This is a genomic window from Streptomyces sp. NPDC028308, from assembly GCF_055565855.1.
In genome coordinates, this window is record NZ_JBVHTO010000007.1 from 317276 (window position 1) to 333909 (window position 16634).

A 16634-nucleotide genomic window follows, 5' to 3' on the forward strand; every position below is an offset into this window, starting at 1 on the left:
CCGAGCCCGTCACCGAAGGGTGCCGCCCATGGATCTGACGCACTCCCCCGCCGACGAGGCGTTCCGCGCCGAGGCCCGGGCCTGGCTCGCCGCCCATGTCCCGCCGGTGCCGCTGCCCTCTCTGGAGACCGCCGAGGGCTTCGCCGCCCACCGCGCGTGGGAGGCCGAACTGGCCGCCGACCGCTGGTCGGTGGTGTCCTGGCCGGCGGCTTACGGCGGCCGGGACGCGGATCTCGTCCGGTGGCTGGTCTTCGAGGAGGAGTACTACGCGGCCGGCGCCCCGGGCCGGGTCGGCCAGAACGGCATCAGCCTGCTCGCCCCGACCCTCTTCGCGCACGGCACGGAGGAGCAGCGCGCCCGCGTCCTTCCGCCGATGGCTCGTGGTGAGGACATCTGGGCGCAGGCGTGGTCCGAGCCCGAGGCGGGGTCCGACCTGGCCTCGCTGAGGTCCCGGGCGGTGCGCACGGCCGGGGGCTGGCTGCTGAGCGGGCAGAAGGCGTGGTCGTCGCGGGCGGCGTTCGCGGACCGGGCGTTCGGGCTGTTCCGCAGCGACCCGGACGCGCCGAGGCGGCACCAGGGGCTGACGTATCTGATGTTCGGCCTGCGGTCGCCCGGGGTGACGGTCCGCCCGGTCGGCCGCCTGGACGGCAAGCCCGCATTCGCCGAACTCTTCCTGGACGAGGTCTTCGTGCCGGACGAGGACGTGATCGGCGAGCCGGGCGACGGCTGGCGGGTCGCCATGTCGACAGCGGGCGACGAGCGCGGTCTGACGCTCCGCTCCCCGGGGCGCTTCCTCGCCGCCGCCGACCGGCTGACCCGGCTCTGGCACGAGCGCGCGGACCCCGTGGACACGGCGCTGCGGGACCGGGTGGCCGACGCGGTGATCGGCGCCCGCGCCTACCAGCTCTTCACGTACGCGCACGCCTCCCGGGCCGAAGCGGGCGAGTCCCCGGGCGCGGAGTCCAGCCTGAACAAGCTGTTCTGGTCCGAGTTCGACCTCGCGCTGCACGAGACGGCGCTCGATCTGCTGGGCCCGGACGGGGAGTTGTCCGGCACCGACTGGGCGCAGGGGTACGTCTTCGCGCTGGCCGGCCCGATCTACGCGGGCACGAACGAGATCCAGCGCGACATCGTCGCCGAGCGGCTGCTCGGCCTGCCGAAGGGCCGCCGGTGATGCGTTTCCTGCCGGACGCCGAGCAGCGTGCCTTCGCCCGCTCGCTCGACGCGATGCTGACGTCCGCGGACACCCCCGCGGTAGCGCGGGCCTGGGGCGCGGGCGAGCGGGCGCCGGGCCGGGCGCTGTGGTCCCGGCTGGCCGACGCGGGCGTCTTCGCGCTGGCCGTGCCGGAGGCGTACGGCGGAGTCGGGCCGCTGCCGGTGGAACTGGCCGTCGCCTGCGTCGAGTCGGGGCGGCACGCGGTGCCCGGTCCGCTGGTGGAGACGGTGGCGGCCGCCGTGCTGCTCGCGGGGCTCGACGACCCGGGCCCTGCCGGTCGGCTGCTGCCGGCGCTGGCGTCGGGCGGATCCGTGGCGACGCTGGCCTTCGGGGACGCGTACGCGCTGGACGGGGAGGCGGCCGGGGTGGTCCTCGCGGTGCGCGGCGACGAGCTGCGGGCGGCTCCCGGCCATGGACCGGTGCGCGTGTCCCTTGACCCGTCCCGCCGGCTGACCCGCCCCCTGCCCGGCGGCGACGTGCTGGCCGCCGGTCCCGACGTCATCCGCGCGTGCGCCCGCGCCCTGGACTGGGCCCGCCTCGCCACCGCCGCCCAGGCGCTCGGCGCCGGGCTAACGCTGCTGGAGCGGACCGTCGCGTACGTGGGGCGGCGCACCCAGTTCGGTGTCCCCGTCGGCTCGTTCCAGGCCGTCAAGCACCGGCTCGCGGACGCGCGGACCGCCCTGGAGTTCGCCCGGCCGATGCTGTTCGGTGCCGCGCTCACCATGGACCCGGCCGACGTGGCCGCCGCCAAGGTGCTGGCCTGCGAGGGCGCGTACGCGACGGCCAGGACCGCGCTGCAACTGCACGGTGCGATCGGCTACACCGCCGAGTACGACCTCTCGCTCTGGCTGACCCGGGCCCGAGCCCTGCGGACGGCGTGGGGCACGCCGTCCGAGTGCCGGGCACGCGTCATCGGTGGTGGTCGGCGCCCGTGAGTTCCCGGTACTCCTCCTCCGTCGGCTTCGGGATCCGCGTCCCCGGCCCTTGCATGGCGTGGGCCGGCCGCGCGCGGAGCCGCCGGGAGAGGGTGACGCGGCGGGCGACTCCGTTCGCGTCGACGCGGGGGCCGGCCTCGTACGGCCGGGGCTGCTCGTGCTGGGTGAGGGTGAACCGCCGTGCCCGCGACGGCGGTTCGTGGACCTCGACGTACTCGCCGTGCGTTGCCGCCACAGATCAGCAGCACCGAGTACGGGGTGAGGCAGGCGACGCCGAGGCCGGTGCGGGTGGGCACGTTGCGCGGCCGGTCCGGGATGTGGTGCTCGCGCCGGTCGCCGGTGACCCACGCCTCGACGAAGGGGGTGGGCGCGGGGCTCACCTGAAAGCGCGTCGGGGCGTACGGCGGGCCGCGTCAGTCCTGCGGGACGTTGCCGACGACGGCGGCGCTGCCCCTGGTGTGCAGCACGGTGTCCGTGCCGGTCAGCAGGACGGCGTCGTACGGGCCGAGGACTGTCCCCGCCACCTCGGCGCTCCCGTCGAGCGCGACGACCAGCACGGGCGTGGCGGGCAGGGGCAGCCGGCCCCGGACCACCGCGACGGTCGGAGCCGGACGGCCGCCGTCCCTGCGCCACATGACGTTGAGGTTCACGACCGGTCCGTCGATCAGCCGGCAGTGGGTCGGCACGTCGCCCCGGAAGTGCTGCGGCACGAGGCGGGCGTCGACGAGACGCCGCTCGCCGCCCACCGTGAGGTCCATCCCGGCGCCCTCGACCACGGTCAGGGTGCGGTCGACGCCCGGGAACGCGGAGAACGGACCGTCCGCGCCGACGTCGGCCAGGCTCACGCGCCAGACGAAGCCGGTCATGTCCGCGCCCGGTGGCCAGGCGGCGATCTCACGCGTGACACCGCCGCCGTCGCGCCAGGGCACGGGGGTGCGTGCGGAGGCGGGCAGCAGCCGGGTCACCGTACGATGCCGCGCGCCCGCGCCGCGGCCAGCCACTGCGGGAACTCGCCCACGAGACGGTCGTACAGTTCGGCGTCGGACACCGCGCGCGGATCCGAACCGGCGTGGAAGAAGCCGGCGTTGTCGACGGAGCGCTTCTGCGGGACGGCCAGGTCGTCCAGCCTGCGCAGGAAGTCGAACTGCCTGCTGCCCGGGTCGCCGAAGCCGACGAACTGCCAGAACAGCGGGAGTTCGGCCGCCTTGCACAGGTACCGCTCGGCGGCGAGCTTGTTGATGGGGCCGCCGTCGGTCTGGAAGACGACGAGCGCCGGGTCCTTGGCGCCGCTGTCCAGGTGGAGATCGATGACCGCGTCCATCGCCAGGTGGTAACTGGTCTTGCCCATGTGGCCGAGCCCGGCCGCGATCCGCTCGATCCGGCCCCGGTGGTTGACGAGCGCGATGTCGGTCACCGCGTCGATGTCGGTCGAGAAGAAGACGACCGGGACCGTGCCGTCGTCGTCGAAGTGGGCCGCGAGACCGAGCACCCGGTCGGCGAGCGCCTGCACGCTGCCGTCCTTGTAGTACGGCTTCATGGAGCCCGAGTAGTCGACGACGAGGTAGACGGCGGCCCGCTGCCCGTCCAGTCCGTACTTGGTGAGGGACGCCCCCGCGGTCTTGTACAGGCTGACCAGCGCGGGCGCCGTCTCCTGCACCTTGCTCAGACTGATCCCCGCCATACGGGCTCCCCTCTCGCCGCGCTCCCCGGTCACGCGCATGCCGAGATTACGCCACCGCGCCGGCCCGGACGGCCCCCCTTCCGGGCCTCTGACCTGCGTTCGCTATTTTGTTCGCCGCCGACCCCACCGGCTCACCGTCCCCGTGTCACCCGTACCTGTGAGGAGCCGGCGTGGAGTCCGAGTCCACCGTCACCACCTGCTACCGCCATCCCAAGGTGGAGTCGCACGTCCGCTGCACCCGCTGCGACCGCTACATCTGCCCCGACTGCATGCGGGAGGCGGCCGTCGGCCACCAGTGCGTCGAGTGCGTGCGGGAGGGCGCGCGGTCGATCCGGCAGGCCCGGACCGTCTTCGGCGGCCGGGTCTCGACGGTGCCCGTGGTGACGTACGTGCTGATCGCGCTCAACGTGCTGGCCTACCTGGCCCAGTTGGCGCGCTCCGACGTGACGAGCCGCTTCCAGATGCTGGGCGCCGGCCTCTCGTCGGCGGGTGAGCACTACCTCTGGCTGGACGGCTACCCGGCCGGCTACCACCCGGAGGGCGTGATCGCCGGGGAGTGGTACCGGCTGCTGACCGGCGCGTTCCTCCATCTGCCCGCCACGGAGACCCCGTTCGGCATCCTGCACATCGTGATGAACATGGCCTCGCTGTGGAGCCTGGGCGCCGTCGTGGAGGCCCGGCTCGGCCGCGTCCGCTACCTCGCCCTGTATCTGCTGTCGGCCCTCGGCGGCTCGGTCCTGGTGCTGCTGATCGCGCCGTACGTCGCCGTGGTCGGCGCCTCGGGCGCGATCTTCGGAGTGGGCGCCGCGTACTACGTGACGTCCCGCCGGATCGGCGGGGACATGCGGCAGGTCAACCAGTTCATCGGGAGTCTGCTGCTGTGGCTGCTCATCTCGGCGGGCCTGACGTCCTGGCAGGGCCACCTCGGCGGTCTGCTGACGGGCGGCGCGGTGACCCTCGCGTACGCCTACGCGCCCCGCGGACGCCACCGGCCGCCGGTGCAGGCCGCGGCCTGCGTGGCACTGCTGGCGCTCCTGGTGGTGCTGGCGGTGGTCAAGCAGTCGGACCTGGCGACCGGACTGGCCTGAGCCCGGCGGGGCGCCGGCCCGCCGTACCCTGTGCGGCATGAAACGTGCCGTCGGCCTGCTGTGGGCCACCGTCCCCCTCGCGGCCGCGGCGGCCCTCTGGTGCGCGCTGCCCGATCACGGAGGCACGCGGGACGACAAGGGCGGTGCGACCGCGTCGCGGCCCGCCGCTCCGTCCGCCGGCCCCGAGGCGGGCGGCGGCCGGACCGCACCCCGGCCGGCCGGCCTCGCCGCACCGGACAAGAAGGAGCTGGCCCAGCAGTTGGTGGCGAGCGCCGAGAACTCCACGCTCGACTGGCGCGGCCAGTACGGCTACATCGAGGACATCGGGGACGGCCGGGGCTTCACCGCGGGCATCGTCGGCTTCTGCTCCGGCACCCACGACCTGCTCACCGTGGTGGAGCGCTACACGGAGAGGAACCCCGGCAACCCGCTCGCCCGCTATCTGCCCGCGCTGCGCGAGGTCGACGGCACCGACTCCCACCGCGGCCTCGGGCCCGGGTTCACGGCGGCCTGGAAGGCGCAGGCGCGCGTCCCGGCGTTCCGCGAGGTCCAGGACCGGGAGCGGGACCGTCTGTACTTCGACCCGGCGGTACGGCGCGCGAAGCTCGACGGGCTCGGCACGCTCGGCCAGTTCGTCTACTACGACGCGATGGTCATGCACGGCGCCGGGCGGGGCCCCGACGGCTTCGACGGCATGCGCGAGAGGGCCGTCGCACAGGCGGACACCCCGGCCGAGGGCGGCTCCGAGAAGGCGTACCTCGACATCTTCCTGGACATCCGCCGCCGCGCCATGAAGGCCTCCCCCGACCACCGCGACACCAGCCGCATCGACACCGCCCAGCGCCGCTTCCTGTACGACGGCAACCTGGACCTGGACACCCCTCTGAAGTGGCGGGTGTACGGGGAGACGTACGAGGTGGAGTAGCGGAGGGTCCCCGGACGCACCACGGCGCCCGCCCAGGTCCGGTCGGGGACGGGGCAGGCGCCGCGTTCAGTTCCGCACGCCTTTGTGCGGGACGACTGTGGGGTGGGGCGTCAGACCATCAGTGAGCGGTCCGTCGGGCGGATCGGGGCCGGCAGGTCGCTGGCCCCGGTCAGGAAGCGGTCGACCCCGCGGGCGGCCGAGCGGCCCTCCGCGATGGCCCAGACGATGAGCGACTGGCCGCGGCCCGCGTCACCGGCGACGAAGACGCCGGGCACGTTGGTGTGGTAGTCGCCGTCGCGGGCGATGTTGCCGCGCTCGTCGAGCTCCAGGCCGAACTGCGAGACCAGGCCGTTCTGGACGTCCGTGCCCGTGAATCCCATCGCCAGCGTCACCAGCTGGGCCGGGATCTTCCGCTCCGTGCCCGGCTTCTGGGTGAGCTTGCCGTCGACGAACTCCACCTCGACGAGGTGCAGCCACTGGACGTTGCCGTCCTCGTCGCCCTCGAAGTGGGTGGTGTTGACGGAGTAGACCCGCTCACCGCCCTCCTCGTGCGCGGAGGTGACCTTGTACAGCATCGGGAAGGTCGGCCACGGCTGGTGCGGGGCGCGGTCCTCGCCGGGCCTCGGCATGATCTCCAGCTGCGTGACGGAGGCGGCGCCCTGGCGGTGGGCGGTGCCCACGCAGTCGGCTCCGGTGTCCCCGCCGCCGATCACGACGACGTGCTTGCCCTCGGCGGTGATCGGGGGCGCCACGTAGTCGCCCTCCTGCACCTTGTTGGCGAGGGGCAGGTACTCCATCGCCTGGTGGATGCCGTTCAGTTCGCGGCCCGGGACGGGCAGGTCGCGGGCGGTGGTGGCACCGGCGGCGACGACCACGGCGTCGTACCGCTTGCGCAGGTCCGTCGCCTTGAGGTCGCGGCCGATCTCGATGCCGGTCCGGAAGCGGGTGCCCTCCGCGCGCATCTGCTCGATACGCCGGTTGATGTGCCGCTTCTCCATCTTGAACTCGGGGATGCCGTACCGCAGCAGGCCCCCGACGCGGTCGGCGCGCTCGTACACCGCGACGGTGTGGCCGGCCCGGGTCAGCTGCTGGGCGGCGGCGAGACCCGCGGGGCCGGAGCCGACGACGGCGACGGTCTTGCCGCTGAGGCGCTCGGGGATCTGGGGGTTGACGTCCCCGGTGTCCCACGCCTTGTCGATGATCGAGACCTCGACGTTCTTGATGGTCACCGCGGGCTGGTTGATGCCGAGCACGCAGGCCGACTCGCACGGAGCCGGGCACAGGCGGCCGGTGAACTCCGGGAAGTTGTTGGTCGCGTGCAGGCGCTCGGACGCAGCCTGCCAGTCCTCGCGGTAGGCGTAGTCGTTCCACTCGGGGATGAGGTTCCCGAGCGGACAGCCGTTGTGGCAGAACGGGATGCCGCAGTCCATGCAGCGCGAGGCCTGCGTGGGGATGATCGGCAGCAGCGAGCCGGGAACGTAGACCTCGTTCCAGTCGCGCACGCGCTCCTCGACGGGGCGGCTGCGCGCGACCTCGCGGCCGTGGTTGAGAAAGCCCTTGGGATCAGCCATTGGTCGCCGCCTCCATCATCTTCTCGGTGATCTCGGTCTCGGAGAGACCGGCTCGCTCGGCGGCGTCCTTGGCGGCGAGCACTGCCTTGTACGTGCTGGGGATGATCTTGCTGAAGCGGTCCACCGCGGTGTCCCACTCGGCCAGGAGCTTCTCGGCGACGGTCGAGCCCGTCTCCTCCTGGTGGCGGCGCACCACGTCGTGCAGCCACTGCTTGTCGGCGTCGTCGAGGGCCTCGACGGCGTCCACGTTCCCCACGTTCACGTTGTCGCGGTCCAGGTCGATGACGTACGCGACGCCGCCGGACATGCCGGCCGCGAAGTTGCGGCCCGTCTCGCCGAGGACGACAGCGTGACCGCCGGTCATGTACTCGCAGCCGTGGTCGCCCACGCCCTCGGAGACCACGGTGGCGCCGGAGTTGCGGACGCAGAAGCGCTCGCCGGTGCGGCCGCGCAGGAACAGCTCGCCGCCGGTCGCGCCGTACGCGATCGTGTTGCCCGCGATGGTGGAGTACTCCGCGAGGTGGTCGGCGCCCCGGTCGGGACGGACGATCACCCGGCCGCCGGACAGGCCCTTGCCGACGTAGTCGTTGGCGTCGCCCTCCAGGCGCAGCGTGACACCGCGTGGCAGGAAGGCGCCGAAGGACTGGCCCGCGGAACCGGTGAAGGTGATGTCGATGGTGTCGTCGGGCAGGCCCGCGCCGCCGAACTTCTTCGTCACCTCGTGGCCGAGCATGGTGCCGACCGTGCGGTTGATGTTGCGGATCGGGACCTGGGCGCGGACCGGGCGGGCGTCGGCCTGGGAGTTCGCGGCCAGTGCGTCGCCGGCGAGCCTGATCAGCTCGTTGTCCAGCGCCTTCTCCAGGCCGTGGTCCTGCGCGATCACCTGGTGCAGCGCGGCGCCCTCGGGCAGTTCGGGCACGTAGAACAGCGGGGACAGGTCCAGGCCCTGCGCCTTCCAGTGGTCGACGGCACGGGTGACGTCGAGCGCCTCCGCGTGGCCGACGGCCTCCTCGATGGAGCGGAAGCCCAGCTCGGCGAGGATCTCGCGGACCTCCTCGGCGATGAACTGGAAGAAGTTGACGATGTACTCGGCCTTGCCGGCGAACCGGTCGCGCAGCACCGGGTTCTGGGTGGCGATGCCGACGGGGCAGGTGTCCAGGTGGCAGACGCGCATCATGACGCAGCCGGAGACGACGAGGGGCGCGGTCGCGAAACCGAACTCCTCGGCGCCGAGCAGCGCGGCGATGACGACGTCGCGGCCGGTCTTCAGCTGGCCGTCGGTCTGCACGACGATGCGGTCGCGCAGGCCGTTGAGCAGCAGCGTCTGCTGGGTCTCGGCGAGGCCGAGCTCCCAGGGGCCGCCCGCGTGCTTGAGCGAGGTGAGCGGGGAGGCGCCCGTCCCGCCGTCGTGGCCGGAGATGAGCACCACGTCCGCGTGCGCCTTGGAGACACCCGCGGCGACCGTGCCGACGCCGACCTCGGAGACCAGCTTCACGTGGATCCGCGCCTGCGGGTTCGCGTTCTTCAGGTCGTGGATCAGCTGGGCGAGGTCTTCGATGGAGTAGATGTCGTGGTGCGGCGGCGGGGAGATCAGACCGACGCCGGGGGTGCTGTGCCGGGTCTTGGCGACCCAGGGGTAGACCTTGTGGCCGGGCAGCTGGCCGCCCTCGCCGGGCTTGGCGCCCTGCGCCATCTTGATCTGGATGTCGTCGGCGTTGACCAGGTACTCGGAGGTGACGCCGAAGCGGCCGGAGGCGACCTGCTTGATCGACGAACGGCGCGCGGGGTCGTACAGCCGGTCCGCGTCCTCGCCGCCCTCACCGGTGTTGGACTTGCCGCCCAGCTGGTTCATGGCGATGGCGAGGGTCTCGTGCGCCTCCTTGGAGATGGAGCCGTACGACATGGCGCCGGTGGAGAAGCGCTTGACGATCTCGCTGACCGGCTCGACCTCGTCGACGGAGATCGGCTCGCGGCCGGAGGTGAAGCCGAACAGGCCGCGCAGCGTCATCAGGCGCTCGGACTGCTCGTTCACGCGCTCCGTGTACTTCTTGAAGATGTCGTAGCGGCGGGTGCGCGTGGAGTGCTGGAGGCGGAAGACCGTCTCCGGGTCGAACAGGTGCGGCTCGCCCTCGCGGCGCCACTGGTACTCGCCCCCTATCTCCAGGGCGCGGTGCGCGGGCGCGATGCCGGAGGCCGGGTACGCCTTGGCGTGGCGGGCGGCGACCTCCTTGGCGATGACGTCGAGACCGGCGCCGCCGATCTTCGTCGCGGTGCCGTTGAAGTACTTCTCGACGAAGGCCTGGTCCAGGCCGACGGCCTCGAAGACCTGGGCGCCGCGGTAGGAGGCGACGGTCGAGATGCCCATCTTGGACATGACCTTCAGGACGCCCTTGCCGAGGGCGTAGATCAGGTTGCGGATGGCCTGCTCGGGCTCGATGCCCTCCAGGAAGGTGCCCGCGCGGACCAGGTCCTCGACGGACTCCATGGCCAGGTACGGGTTGACGGCGGCGGCGCCGTAGCCGATGAGGAGGGCCACGTGGTGGACCTCGCGGACGTCGCCGGCCTCGACCAGCAGGCCCACCTGGGTGCGCTGCTTGGTGCGGATGAGGTGGTGGTGGACGGCCGCGGTGAGCAGCAGCGAGGGGATCGGCGCGTGCTCGGCGTCGGAGTGCCGGTCGGACAGGACGATCAGCCGGGCGCCGTTCTCGATGGCGGCGTCGGCCTCGGCGCAGATCTCCTCGATCCGGGCGGCCAGCGAGTCGCCGCCGCCGGAGACCCGGTACAGGCCGGAGAGCGTCGCGGCCTTCATGCCCGGCATGTCGCCGTCGGCGTTGATGTGGATGAGCTTGGCCAGCTCGTCGTTGTCGATCACCGGGAACGGGAGGGTGACGCTGCGGCAGGACGCGGCGGTCGGCTCCAGGAGGTTGCCCTGCGGGCCCAGCGAGGAGCGCAGGGAGGTGACGAGCTCCTCGCGGATGGCGTCCAGCGGCGGGTTGGTGACCTGTGCGAACAGCTGCGTGAAGTAGTCGAAGAGCAGGCGCGGGCGCTGCGAGAGCGCGGCGATGGGGGTGTCCGTGCCCATCGAGCCGATCGGCTCGGCGGCGGCCCGGGCCATCGGCGCGACGATGACGCGCAGCTCCTCCTCGGTGTAGCCGAAGGTCTGCTGGCGGCGGGTGACCGAGGCGTGCGTGTGCACGATGTGCTCGCGCTCGGGCAGGTCGGACAGCTCGATCTCGCCGGCCTCCAGCCACTCCGCGTAGGGCTTCTCGGCGGCGAGGGCGGCCTTGATCTCGTCGTCCTCGATGATGCGGTGCTCGGCGGTGTCCACGAGGAACATGCGGCCGGGCTGGAGGCGGCCCTTGCGGACGACCTTCGCGGGGTCGATGTCGAGGACGCCGACCTCGGAGCCGAGGACGACGAGGCCGTCGTCGGTGACCCAGTAGCGGCCGGGGCGCAGGCCGTTGCGGTCGAGGACCGCGCCGACCTGGGTGCCGTCGGTGAAGGTGACGCAGGCGGGACCGTCCCAGGGCTCCATCTGCGTGGCGTGGTACTGGTAGAACGCGCGGCGGGCCGGGTCCATGGAGGCGTGGTTCTCCCAGGCCTCCGGGATCATCATCAGCACGGAGTGCGGCAGCGAGCGGCCGCCGAGGTGCAGCAGTTCGAGGACCTCGTCGAAGGACGCCGAGTCGGAGGCGTCCGGCGTACAGACGGGGAAGATGCGGTCGAGCTTGTCGCTGCCGAACAGGTCGGAGACGAGCTGCGACTCGCGGGCCTTCATCCAGTTCCGGTTGCCCTTGACCGTGTTGATCTCGCCGTTGTGCGCGACGAAGCGGTACGGGTGGGCGAGCGGCCAGCTCGGGAAGGTGTTGGTGGAGAACCGGGAGTGCACGAGCGCGATCGCGGAGGCGAAGCGGCGGTCGGACAGGTCCGGGAAGAAGGGCTCCAGCTGGCCGGTGGTCAGCATGCCCTTGTAGACGATGGTGCGGGCCGACAGGGACGGGAAGTAGACACCGGCCTCGCGCTCGGCGCGCTTGCGCAGCACGAACGCCTTGCGGTCGAGCTCGATCCCCGCGCTGGTGCCGTCGCTCACGAAGAGCTGACGGAAGGCGGGCATCGTCGAGCGGGCGGTGGCGCCGAGCAGCTGCGGGGCGGCCGGGACCTCGCGCCAGCCGAGGACGGTGAGGCCCTCCTCCGCGGCGAACGTCTCGATCTGTGAGACGGCGGCGTCGGCGCCGTGCTCGGGCAGGAAGGCGATACCGACCGCGTACGAACCGGCCTCGGGCAGCTCGAAGGCCGCCACCTCACGGAAGAAGGCGTCCGGGACCTGGGACAGGATGCCGGCGCCGTCGCCCGAGTCGGGCTCGGAGCCGGTGGCACCGCGGTGCTCCAGGTTGCGCAGAACCGTGAGCGCCTGCTCGACCAGCGCATGGCTCGCCTCGCCGGTGAGGGTGGCCACGAAGCCGACGCCGCAGGCGTCGTGCTCGTTGCGGGGGTCGTACATACCCTGGGCAGCAGGGCGAGCATCCATGAAGGACCAGTTCTGGCCATTCGTGGAGTGCTGGGACGGCTGGCGCGGCGTACGCATCGGCTCTCCCGTCGTCGTCGTGGCATATGCGATTGCCGAGGGACGACGTTGGCCCTCTGCGGTGGAGTGCAAAATTTCGTGCAGGTTACATGATGGGGCGGTTCTCGGGAACCGGATACTTCGTTCCAACATGCGGACACCGCGGTCGCGGCGGGGGTACCGCGCACGGCGGTGGAGTGTGGGGGTCCCGGCGGACAGATCGATGTCCTCGGACCCGGGCCCGGCGGGCGTCGTCGCCCGTCGCGCAGGGTGCGGCGCGGGCCTCGTTGCCCACGCGCTTACGGGTCATGCCCAGTGGTTAAGCGTTCGAAACCGCCGAGTAACGACTACTTATGCAGTCCCTTGCATAAGTCCGTCGCGCCTTATCCTACGGCCGTACCGAACCAGCTGCCCAGGACGTACGTCACACCCGCCGCGGCACCACCGAGAGCGAGCTGCCGCAGCCCGCTGTACCACCACGAACGCGCCGTCACCCGGGCCACCACGGCGCCGCACGCGAAGAGCCCGATGAGCGCCAGCACCAGCGCGGGCCACAGCGCGGTCGCGCCCAGCAGGTACGGCAGGACGGGGAGCAGGGCGCCCAGGGCGAAGGAGCCGAAGCTGGACACGGCGGCGACGGACGGCGAGGGCAGATCGCCCGGGTCGATGCCGAGCTCCTCGCGGGCGTGTATCTCCAGCGCCTGCTCGGGGTCGCGCGACAGCTGCCTGGCGACCTCCCTGGCGAGCTCCGGCTCGACGCCGCGTGCCTCGTACAGCTCGGCGAGCTCGCGCTCCTCGTCCTGCGGGTGCTTGCGCAACTCGCGCCGCTCGACGTCGAGTTCCGCCTCGACCAGCTCACGCTGGGAGGCGACCGAGGTGTACTCGCCCGCGGCCATCGAGAAGGCGCCGGCCGCGAGGCCCGCGAGACCGGTGATGACGATCGTCTGGTGGGCGACGGACCCGCCGGCGACGCCGGTCATGAGGGCGAGGTTGGAGACGAGTCCGTCCATCGCGCCGAACACGGCGGGGCGGAGCCAGCCGCCGGTGACGTCGCGGTGCGTGTGGTTGTCGCGGTGGGCTTCGTGCAGTGCGGCTTCGGTGTCGATGATGGCCATCGCGGTCCCCCAGGCAGGCGTTTTGGACGAGTTCTACTTTTCGACAACAACAAAGGTACGCCCCGAATTTCGCGCCCGCCAGCAAGGAAAGGCTGGGCTAACCTGCGCCTTTGCCCCTCGGACGCTCATCCGTGGATCACTCCGCACAGCTGTCGACCGGGTGACGCTGCGGGCCGCGAGGCAGTGCCGAACCGTTCCGGTGGGACAGATCCGCAAAGGGTTCCGCGCACGGTTCCGCGCCCTGGTGCCGCACACGGTTCCGCGCTGTGGCTCCGCGCGCCGTGTCGGGAGCCGCGAGAGAGAGGCACCGTATGGCTTCCATCGCCTGCATTCCCTCGGTCCCGGCGCCCCAGGACGCCGCCGCGCTGCGCGACCGGGCGCGCGGCGCACTGCTCGGGCTCGCCGTCGGGGACGCGCTCGGGGCGCCCGCCGAGAACATGAAGCCGTCCGAGATCCGGGCGCGGTGGGGCCGGATCACCGGCTACGTCGCCGAGCACCCGGCCGGCACCGACGACACCGAGTACGCGATCTTCTCCGGGCTGCTGCTGGCCCGCCACGGCTCGGCCCTCACCGTGCACCATGTCGAGACGGCCTGGCACCAGTGGATCGCCGACCGCGACGAGGGGCCGTTCCGGGGCGCCGGGTTCAGCGAACGGGGCACCCTGGAGAACCTGCGCCGGGGGCTGGCGGCGCCGATCTCCGCCCAGCACCGGCACGCCTGGAGCGACGGTCTCGCGATGCGCGCGGCCCCCTTCGGCGTCTTCGCGGCGGGGCGTCCGGCGGAGGCGGCCCGCCTCGTGGCGATCGACGGTTCGGTCAGCCACGAGGGCGAGGGCATCTACGGCGGCCAGGCGGTGGCGGCGGGGGTCGCGGCGGCGATGACCGGGGCGCCGACCATCGCCGTCGTGGCCTGCGCCCTCGCGGTGATCCCGGACGACTCCTGGACGGCCCGGTCCCTGCGGCGCGCGGTCGCGGTCGCCCACCGGGGCGAACGCGCGGTCCGCTCCGCGGTAGTCATCGGCGGCTACCCGTGGACGGACCTGGCCCCGGAAGCCGTCGCCCTCGCCTTCGGCGCGTACGCAGCGGCCGACGGCGACTTCACGGGATCCGTCCTCACGGCCGTGAACATGGGGCGCGACGCGGACACGACGGCCGCGGTGGCCGGGGCGCTGGCCGGCGCCACGGGTGGCGCCCGCTCCGTGCCGGCCGAGTGGGCGGCCGCCATCGGGCCGGCGCGGGGCAGCTGCCTGCCGTCCATGGCGGGCCACCACGTGCTGGACGTGGCGGAGCTGCTGACCCCGGACGACGACGAGAGGTGGGCCGCGGACGCCTCCGGCCCCTCGGCCCGCGCCGCCGAGGACCCGCGTCGCGGCGCGGCAGGCACCGACGGGGTGCGGCCGTGACGCCCGGCCTGGTGGGAGACGAGCCCGGCGAGGGCGCGGCGTCCGACGCCCCCGCCGCACTTCCCCTCGACCCGACGACCCCGGCGCTCACCGACGACACCCCGGCGACACACCCCGGCCCCCCGGCCGACGCCTCGGCCTCACCCCGGGCCGAGGAGACCCCTCCACCACGAACAGACCCGCCGCTCACCACCCCGGCGACCGGCCTGGCGGCCCCGGGCAGGGACGCCCCCTCACCGCTCCCCGCCCCGACCAAGGACGCACTCTCGGCTCCCCCGGGCCCACCGCTCCCCACGCTGCCCGAGGGCGCCCTCTCGAATCTCCCCGGCCCACCGCTCCCCGCCCTGACCGAGGGCGCCCCCTCGGCTCCCCCCGGCCCACCCCTCACCGCCCTCGTGACCGCGCCGACCGGCGACGCCCCATCGACCCACGCCGACCCGGCAGTCACCATCGCGGAGCCCGTCCCCGCCGTGCCGGGCGAGGATTCCGCTCCCGCCCTCCCCGGGCCGCCGCTTGCCGACCTGCCCGAGGATTCCCACACACCCCTCCCCGGCCCGGTCCTCACCGCCCTCGTGACGCCGCCGGCCACCCTCAGCGACGACACCCCCGCGCTCCGTCCCGGCCAGGAAGTCACCCTCCCGGCGGCCCTCCCCGCAGTCCCGGGCGAGGACTTCCCCTCGGCTCCCCCCGGCCCACCGCTCACCGCCCTGACCGAGGACGCCCTCTCGGCTCCCCCCGGCCCACCCCTCACCGCCCTCGTGACCGCGCCGACCGGCGGCGCCTCCGTGTCCCACGCCGACCCGGCAGTCACCCTCCCGGCGGCTTTCCCCGTCGACCCGGCCGAAGACGCCCCCTCAGCCCTCTCCCGCCCGCCTCTCACCACCCTGGTGACCACGTCGGCCATCCCGACCGACGGCACCCCCGCGCCCCACCCCGGCCCCCCGCTCGTCATCCTCCTCAAGGCGGTTCCCGGGGGCGGGGTCGGTCCGGCGGGGGGTGTCCGGAGTGGGGCGGCGGTGCGGCGTGTCGAGGGGCTGTTGCTCGGGCTGGCCGCCGGGGACGCCGCCGGATGGCCCGCGGCCCGGCACCGGGCCGCGCGGATGCCCGAGTGGACCCGGCGGCTGACCCGTGAGCTGGACACCTTCGCGGAGCAGAACGCCACCACGACGCTGCCCGTGCCGATCGCCCTGAACCAGCCGCCCGAGCCGCTGCGGCTCGGCCCGTCGGACGACGCCGAGTGGGCGGCCTTCACGGCGGAGGCGGTCCTGCGGGCCGGGGACGCCGGCGCCCTCGGCGACCTCAGCCGGGAGCGCCGGATGCGCGCCGCCATCGACCTGGCGTGGAACGCCGTCGCCGGCGAGGTCGCCGCCGCGGCCGAACGCGCCCCGGAGGTCGAGTCGGCCGTCCTGCCGCTGCGTGCCCGGATCTCCGTCCGGGCCGGCCTCGGCAACCTCGCCGCCGGTCTGCGCCCGCCCGCCACCGGCCACGACAACCCGCACTACTTCGACGACGCGGCCTGCGTACGCGCCTGCGTGCTCGCCGTGGCCCATCCCGGCGAGCCCGGACTCGCCGCGGAACTCGCCGAGTTCGACGCCCGCTACACCCAGGACGGCGACGGTGTGCACGGCGCCCGCGCCATGGCCGCCGCGCTCGCGCTCGCCCTGACCGGGGCGCACGTCGACGCCTGCGTGACGGCCGCGCTCGCGGAGCTGCCGGAGGCGACGGAGATCGGACGCAACGCCCGGCACGCGATCGCCCTCGCCCATGGCGCCGACAGCACCTTCGGCCTGGTCCCCCTGCTGGAGCACCAGATCGTCGACCACGTCTACAGCTACGGCATCGCCGCCGCCGAGACCGTCCCGGTCGCCCTCGCCCTCGCGACCGCCGCGCGGGGCCGGATCGCCGAGGCGGTGCCCGCCGCCGCGTGCCTGTCCCGGGTCGCCGACTCCGCCCCCGCCCTGGTGGGCGCGCTGACCGGCGCGCTCGGCGGCGGCGACACGATCCCCGCGGCCTGGCGGGACGCCTGCCGCACGCTCTCCGGCTGCGCCCTGCCCCGCCTCACGGGCACCGACCTGGTGGAACTCGCCGGACTCCTGGCAGCCACGGAACTGAGCACACCGGGGGGATGATTCGGGC

General features: G+C 73.4%; 11 protein-coding genes and 1 pseudogene. 6 read left to right on the top strand and 6 right to left on the bottom strand.

The features are described from left to right. The first annotated feature begins 28 nt into the window (after positions 1–28). The gene (locus tag ACZ4VA_RS18225; protein ID WP_388905437.1) at positions 29–1174 is read left to right on the top strand and encodes an acyl-CoA dehydrogenase family protein; all 1146 of its coding nucleotides are present in this window, start codon (positions 29–31) and stop codon (positions 1172–1174) included. After that, positions 1174–2151 (top strand): acyl-CoA dehydrogenase family protein, encoded by a 978-nt coding sequence (locus tag ACZ4VA_RS18230; protein ID WP_468082005.1) that lies wholly within the window; start codon positions 1174–1176, stop codon positions 2149–2151. Before ACZ4VA_RS18225 ends, ACZ4VA_RS18230 begins: the two co-directional genes overlap by 1 nt. Here the strand turns inward: ACZ4VA_RS18230 and ACZ4VA_RS18235 are convergent. From ACZ4VA_RS18235 to ACZ4VA_RS18245, 3 genes and pseudogenes are all read right to left on the bottom strand, one after another. Further along, positions 2126–2513 (bottom strand): annotated as a pseudogene (locus ACZ4VA_RS18235) (hypothetical protein); the annotation flags it as partial. The gene ACZ4VA_RS18230 and the pseudogene ACZ4VA_RS18235 sit on opposite strands and share 26 nt — an antisense overlap. 51 nt (positions 2514–2564) lie before the next feature. Next, positions 2565–3116 carry a HutD/Ves family protein gene (locus tag ACZ4VA_RS18240; protein ID WP_356170331.1) on the bottom strand — a complete coding sequence of 184 codons (552 nt, stop codon included), beginning with the start codon at positions 3114–3116 and terminating at the stop codon, positions 2565–2567. After that, a complete protein-coding gene (locus tag ACZ4VA_RS18245) occupies positions 3113–3832 on the bottom strand; it encodes a vWA domain-containing protein (protein WP_355793564.1) in 720 nt (239 codons plus the stop codon). Before ACZ4VA_RS18245 ends, ACZ4VA_RS18240 begins: the two co-directional genes overlap by 4 nt. A gap of 170 nt (positions 3833–4002) precedes the next feature. Here ACZ4VA_RS18245 and ACZ4VA_RS18250 point away from each other — a divergent pair, with 170 nt between their 5' ends. Both ACZ4VA_RS18250 and ACZ4VA_RS18255 read left to right on the top strand, forming a co-directional pair. Beyond that, entirely contained in the window at positions 4003–4920 is a 918-nt protein-coding gene (locus ACZ4VA_RS18250) for a rhomboid family intramembrane serine protease (protein WP_468082008.1), read from the top strand. A gap of 37 nt (positions 4921–4957) precedes the next feature. Further along, complete coding sequence (locus tag ACZ4VA_RS18255) at positions 4958–5845, top strand: chitosanase (protein WP_468082010.1); 888 nt, start codon at positions 4958–4960, stop codon at positions 5843–5845. Between the two features lie 110 nt (positions 5846–5955). On the opposite strand, the gene ACZ4VA_RS18260 is transcribed toward ACZ4VA_RS18255, so the two are convergent. From ACZ4VA_RS18260 to ACZ4VA_RS18270, 3 genes are all read right to left on the bottom strand, one after another. After that, a complete protein-coding gene (locus ACZ4VA_RS18260; protein ID WP_355780980.1) occupies positions 5956–7416 on the bottom strand; it encodes a glutamate synthase subunit beta in 1461 nt (486 codons plus the stop codon). Beyond that, positions 7409–12001: a glutamate synthase large subunit gene (gene gltB, locus ACZ4VA_RS18265; protein ID WP_468082013.1), complete on the bottom strand. Its 4593-nt coding sequence runs from the start codon at positions 11999–12001 to the stop codon at positions 7409–7411. Before gltB ends, ACZ4VA_RS18260 begins: the two co-directional genes overlap by 8 nt. Before the next feature lie 362 nt (positions 12002–12363). Then, complete coding sequence (locus tag ACZ4VA_RS18270; protein WP_355780975.1) at positions 12364–13095, bottom strand: VIT1/CCC1 transporter family protein; 732 nt, start codon at positions 13093–13095, stop codon at positions 12364–12366. 311 nt (positions 13096–13406) lie between these two features. On the opposite strand from ACZ4VA_RS18270, the gene ACZ4VA_RS18275 reads away from it, so the two are divergent. Together ACZ4VA_RS18275 and ACZ4VA_RS18280 are read left to right on the top strand one after the other, a co-directional pair. Next, positions 13407–14498: an ADP-ribosylglycohydrolase family protein gene (locus tag ACZ4VA_RS18275; protein ID WP_356238921.1), complete on the top strand. Its 1092-nt coding sequence runs from the start codon at positions 13407–13409 to the stop codon at positions 14496–14498. A 902-nt stretch (positions 14499–15400) separates the two neighbouring features. After that, positions 15401–16627: an ADP-ribosylglycohydrolase family protein gene (locus tag ACZ4VA_RS18280; protein ID WP_468082110.1), complete on the top strand. Its 1227-nt coding sequence runs from the start codon at positions 15401–15403 to the stop codon at positions 16625–16627. Positions 16628–16634 lie beyond the last annotated feature (7 nt).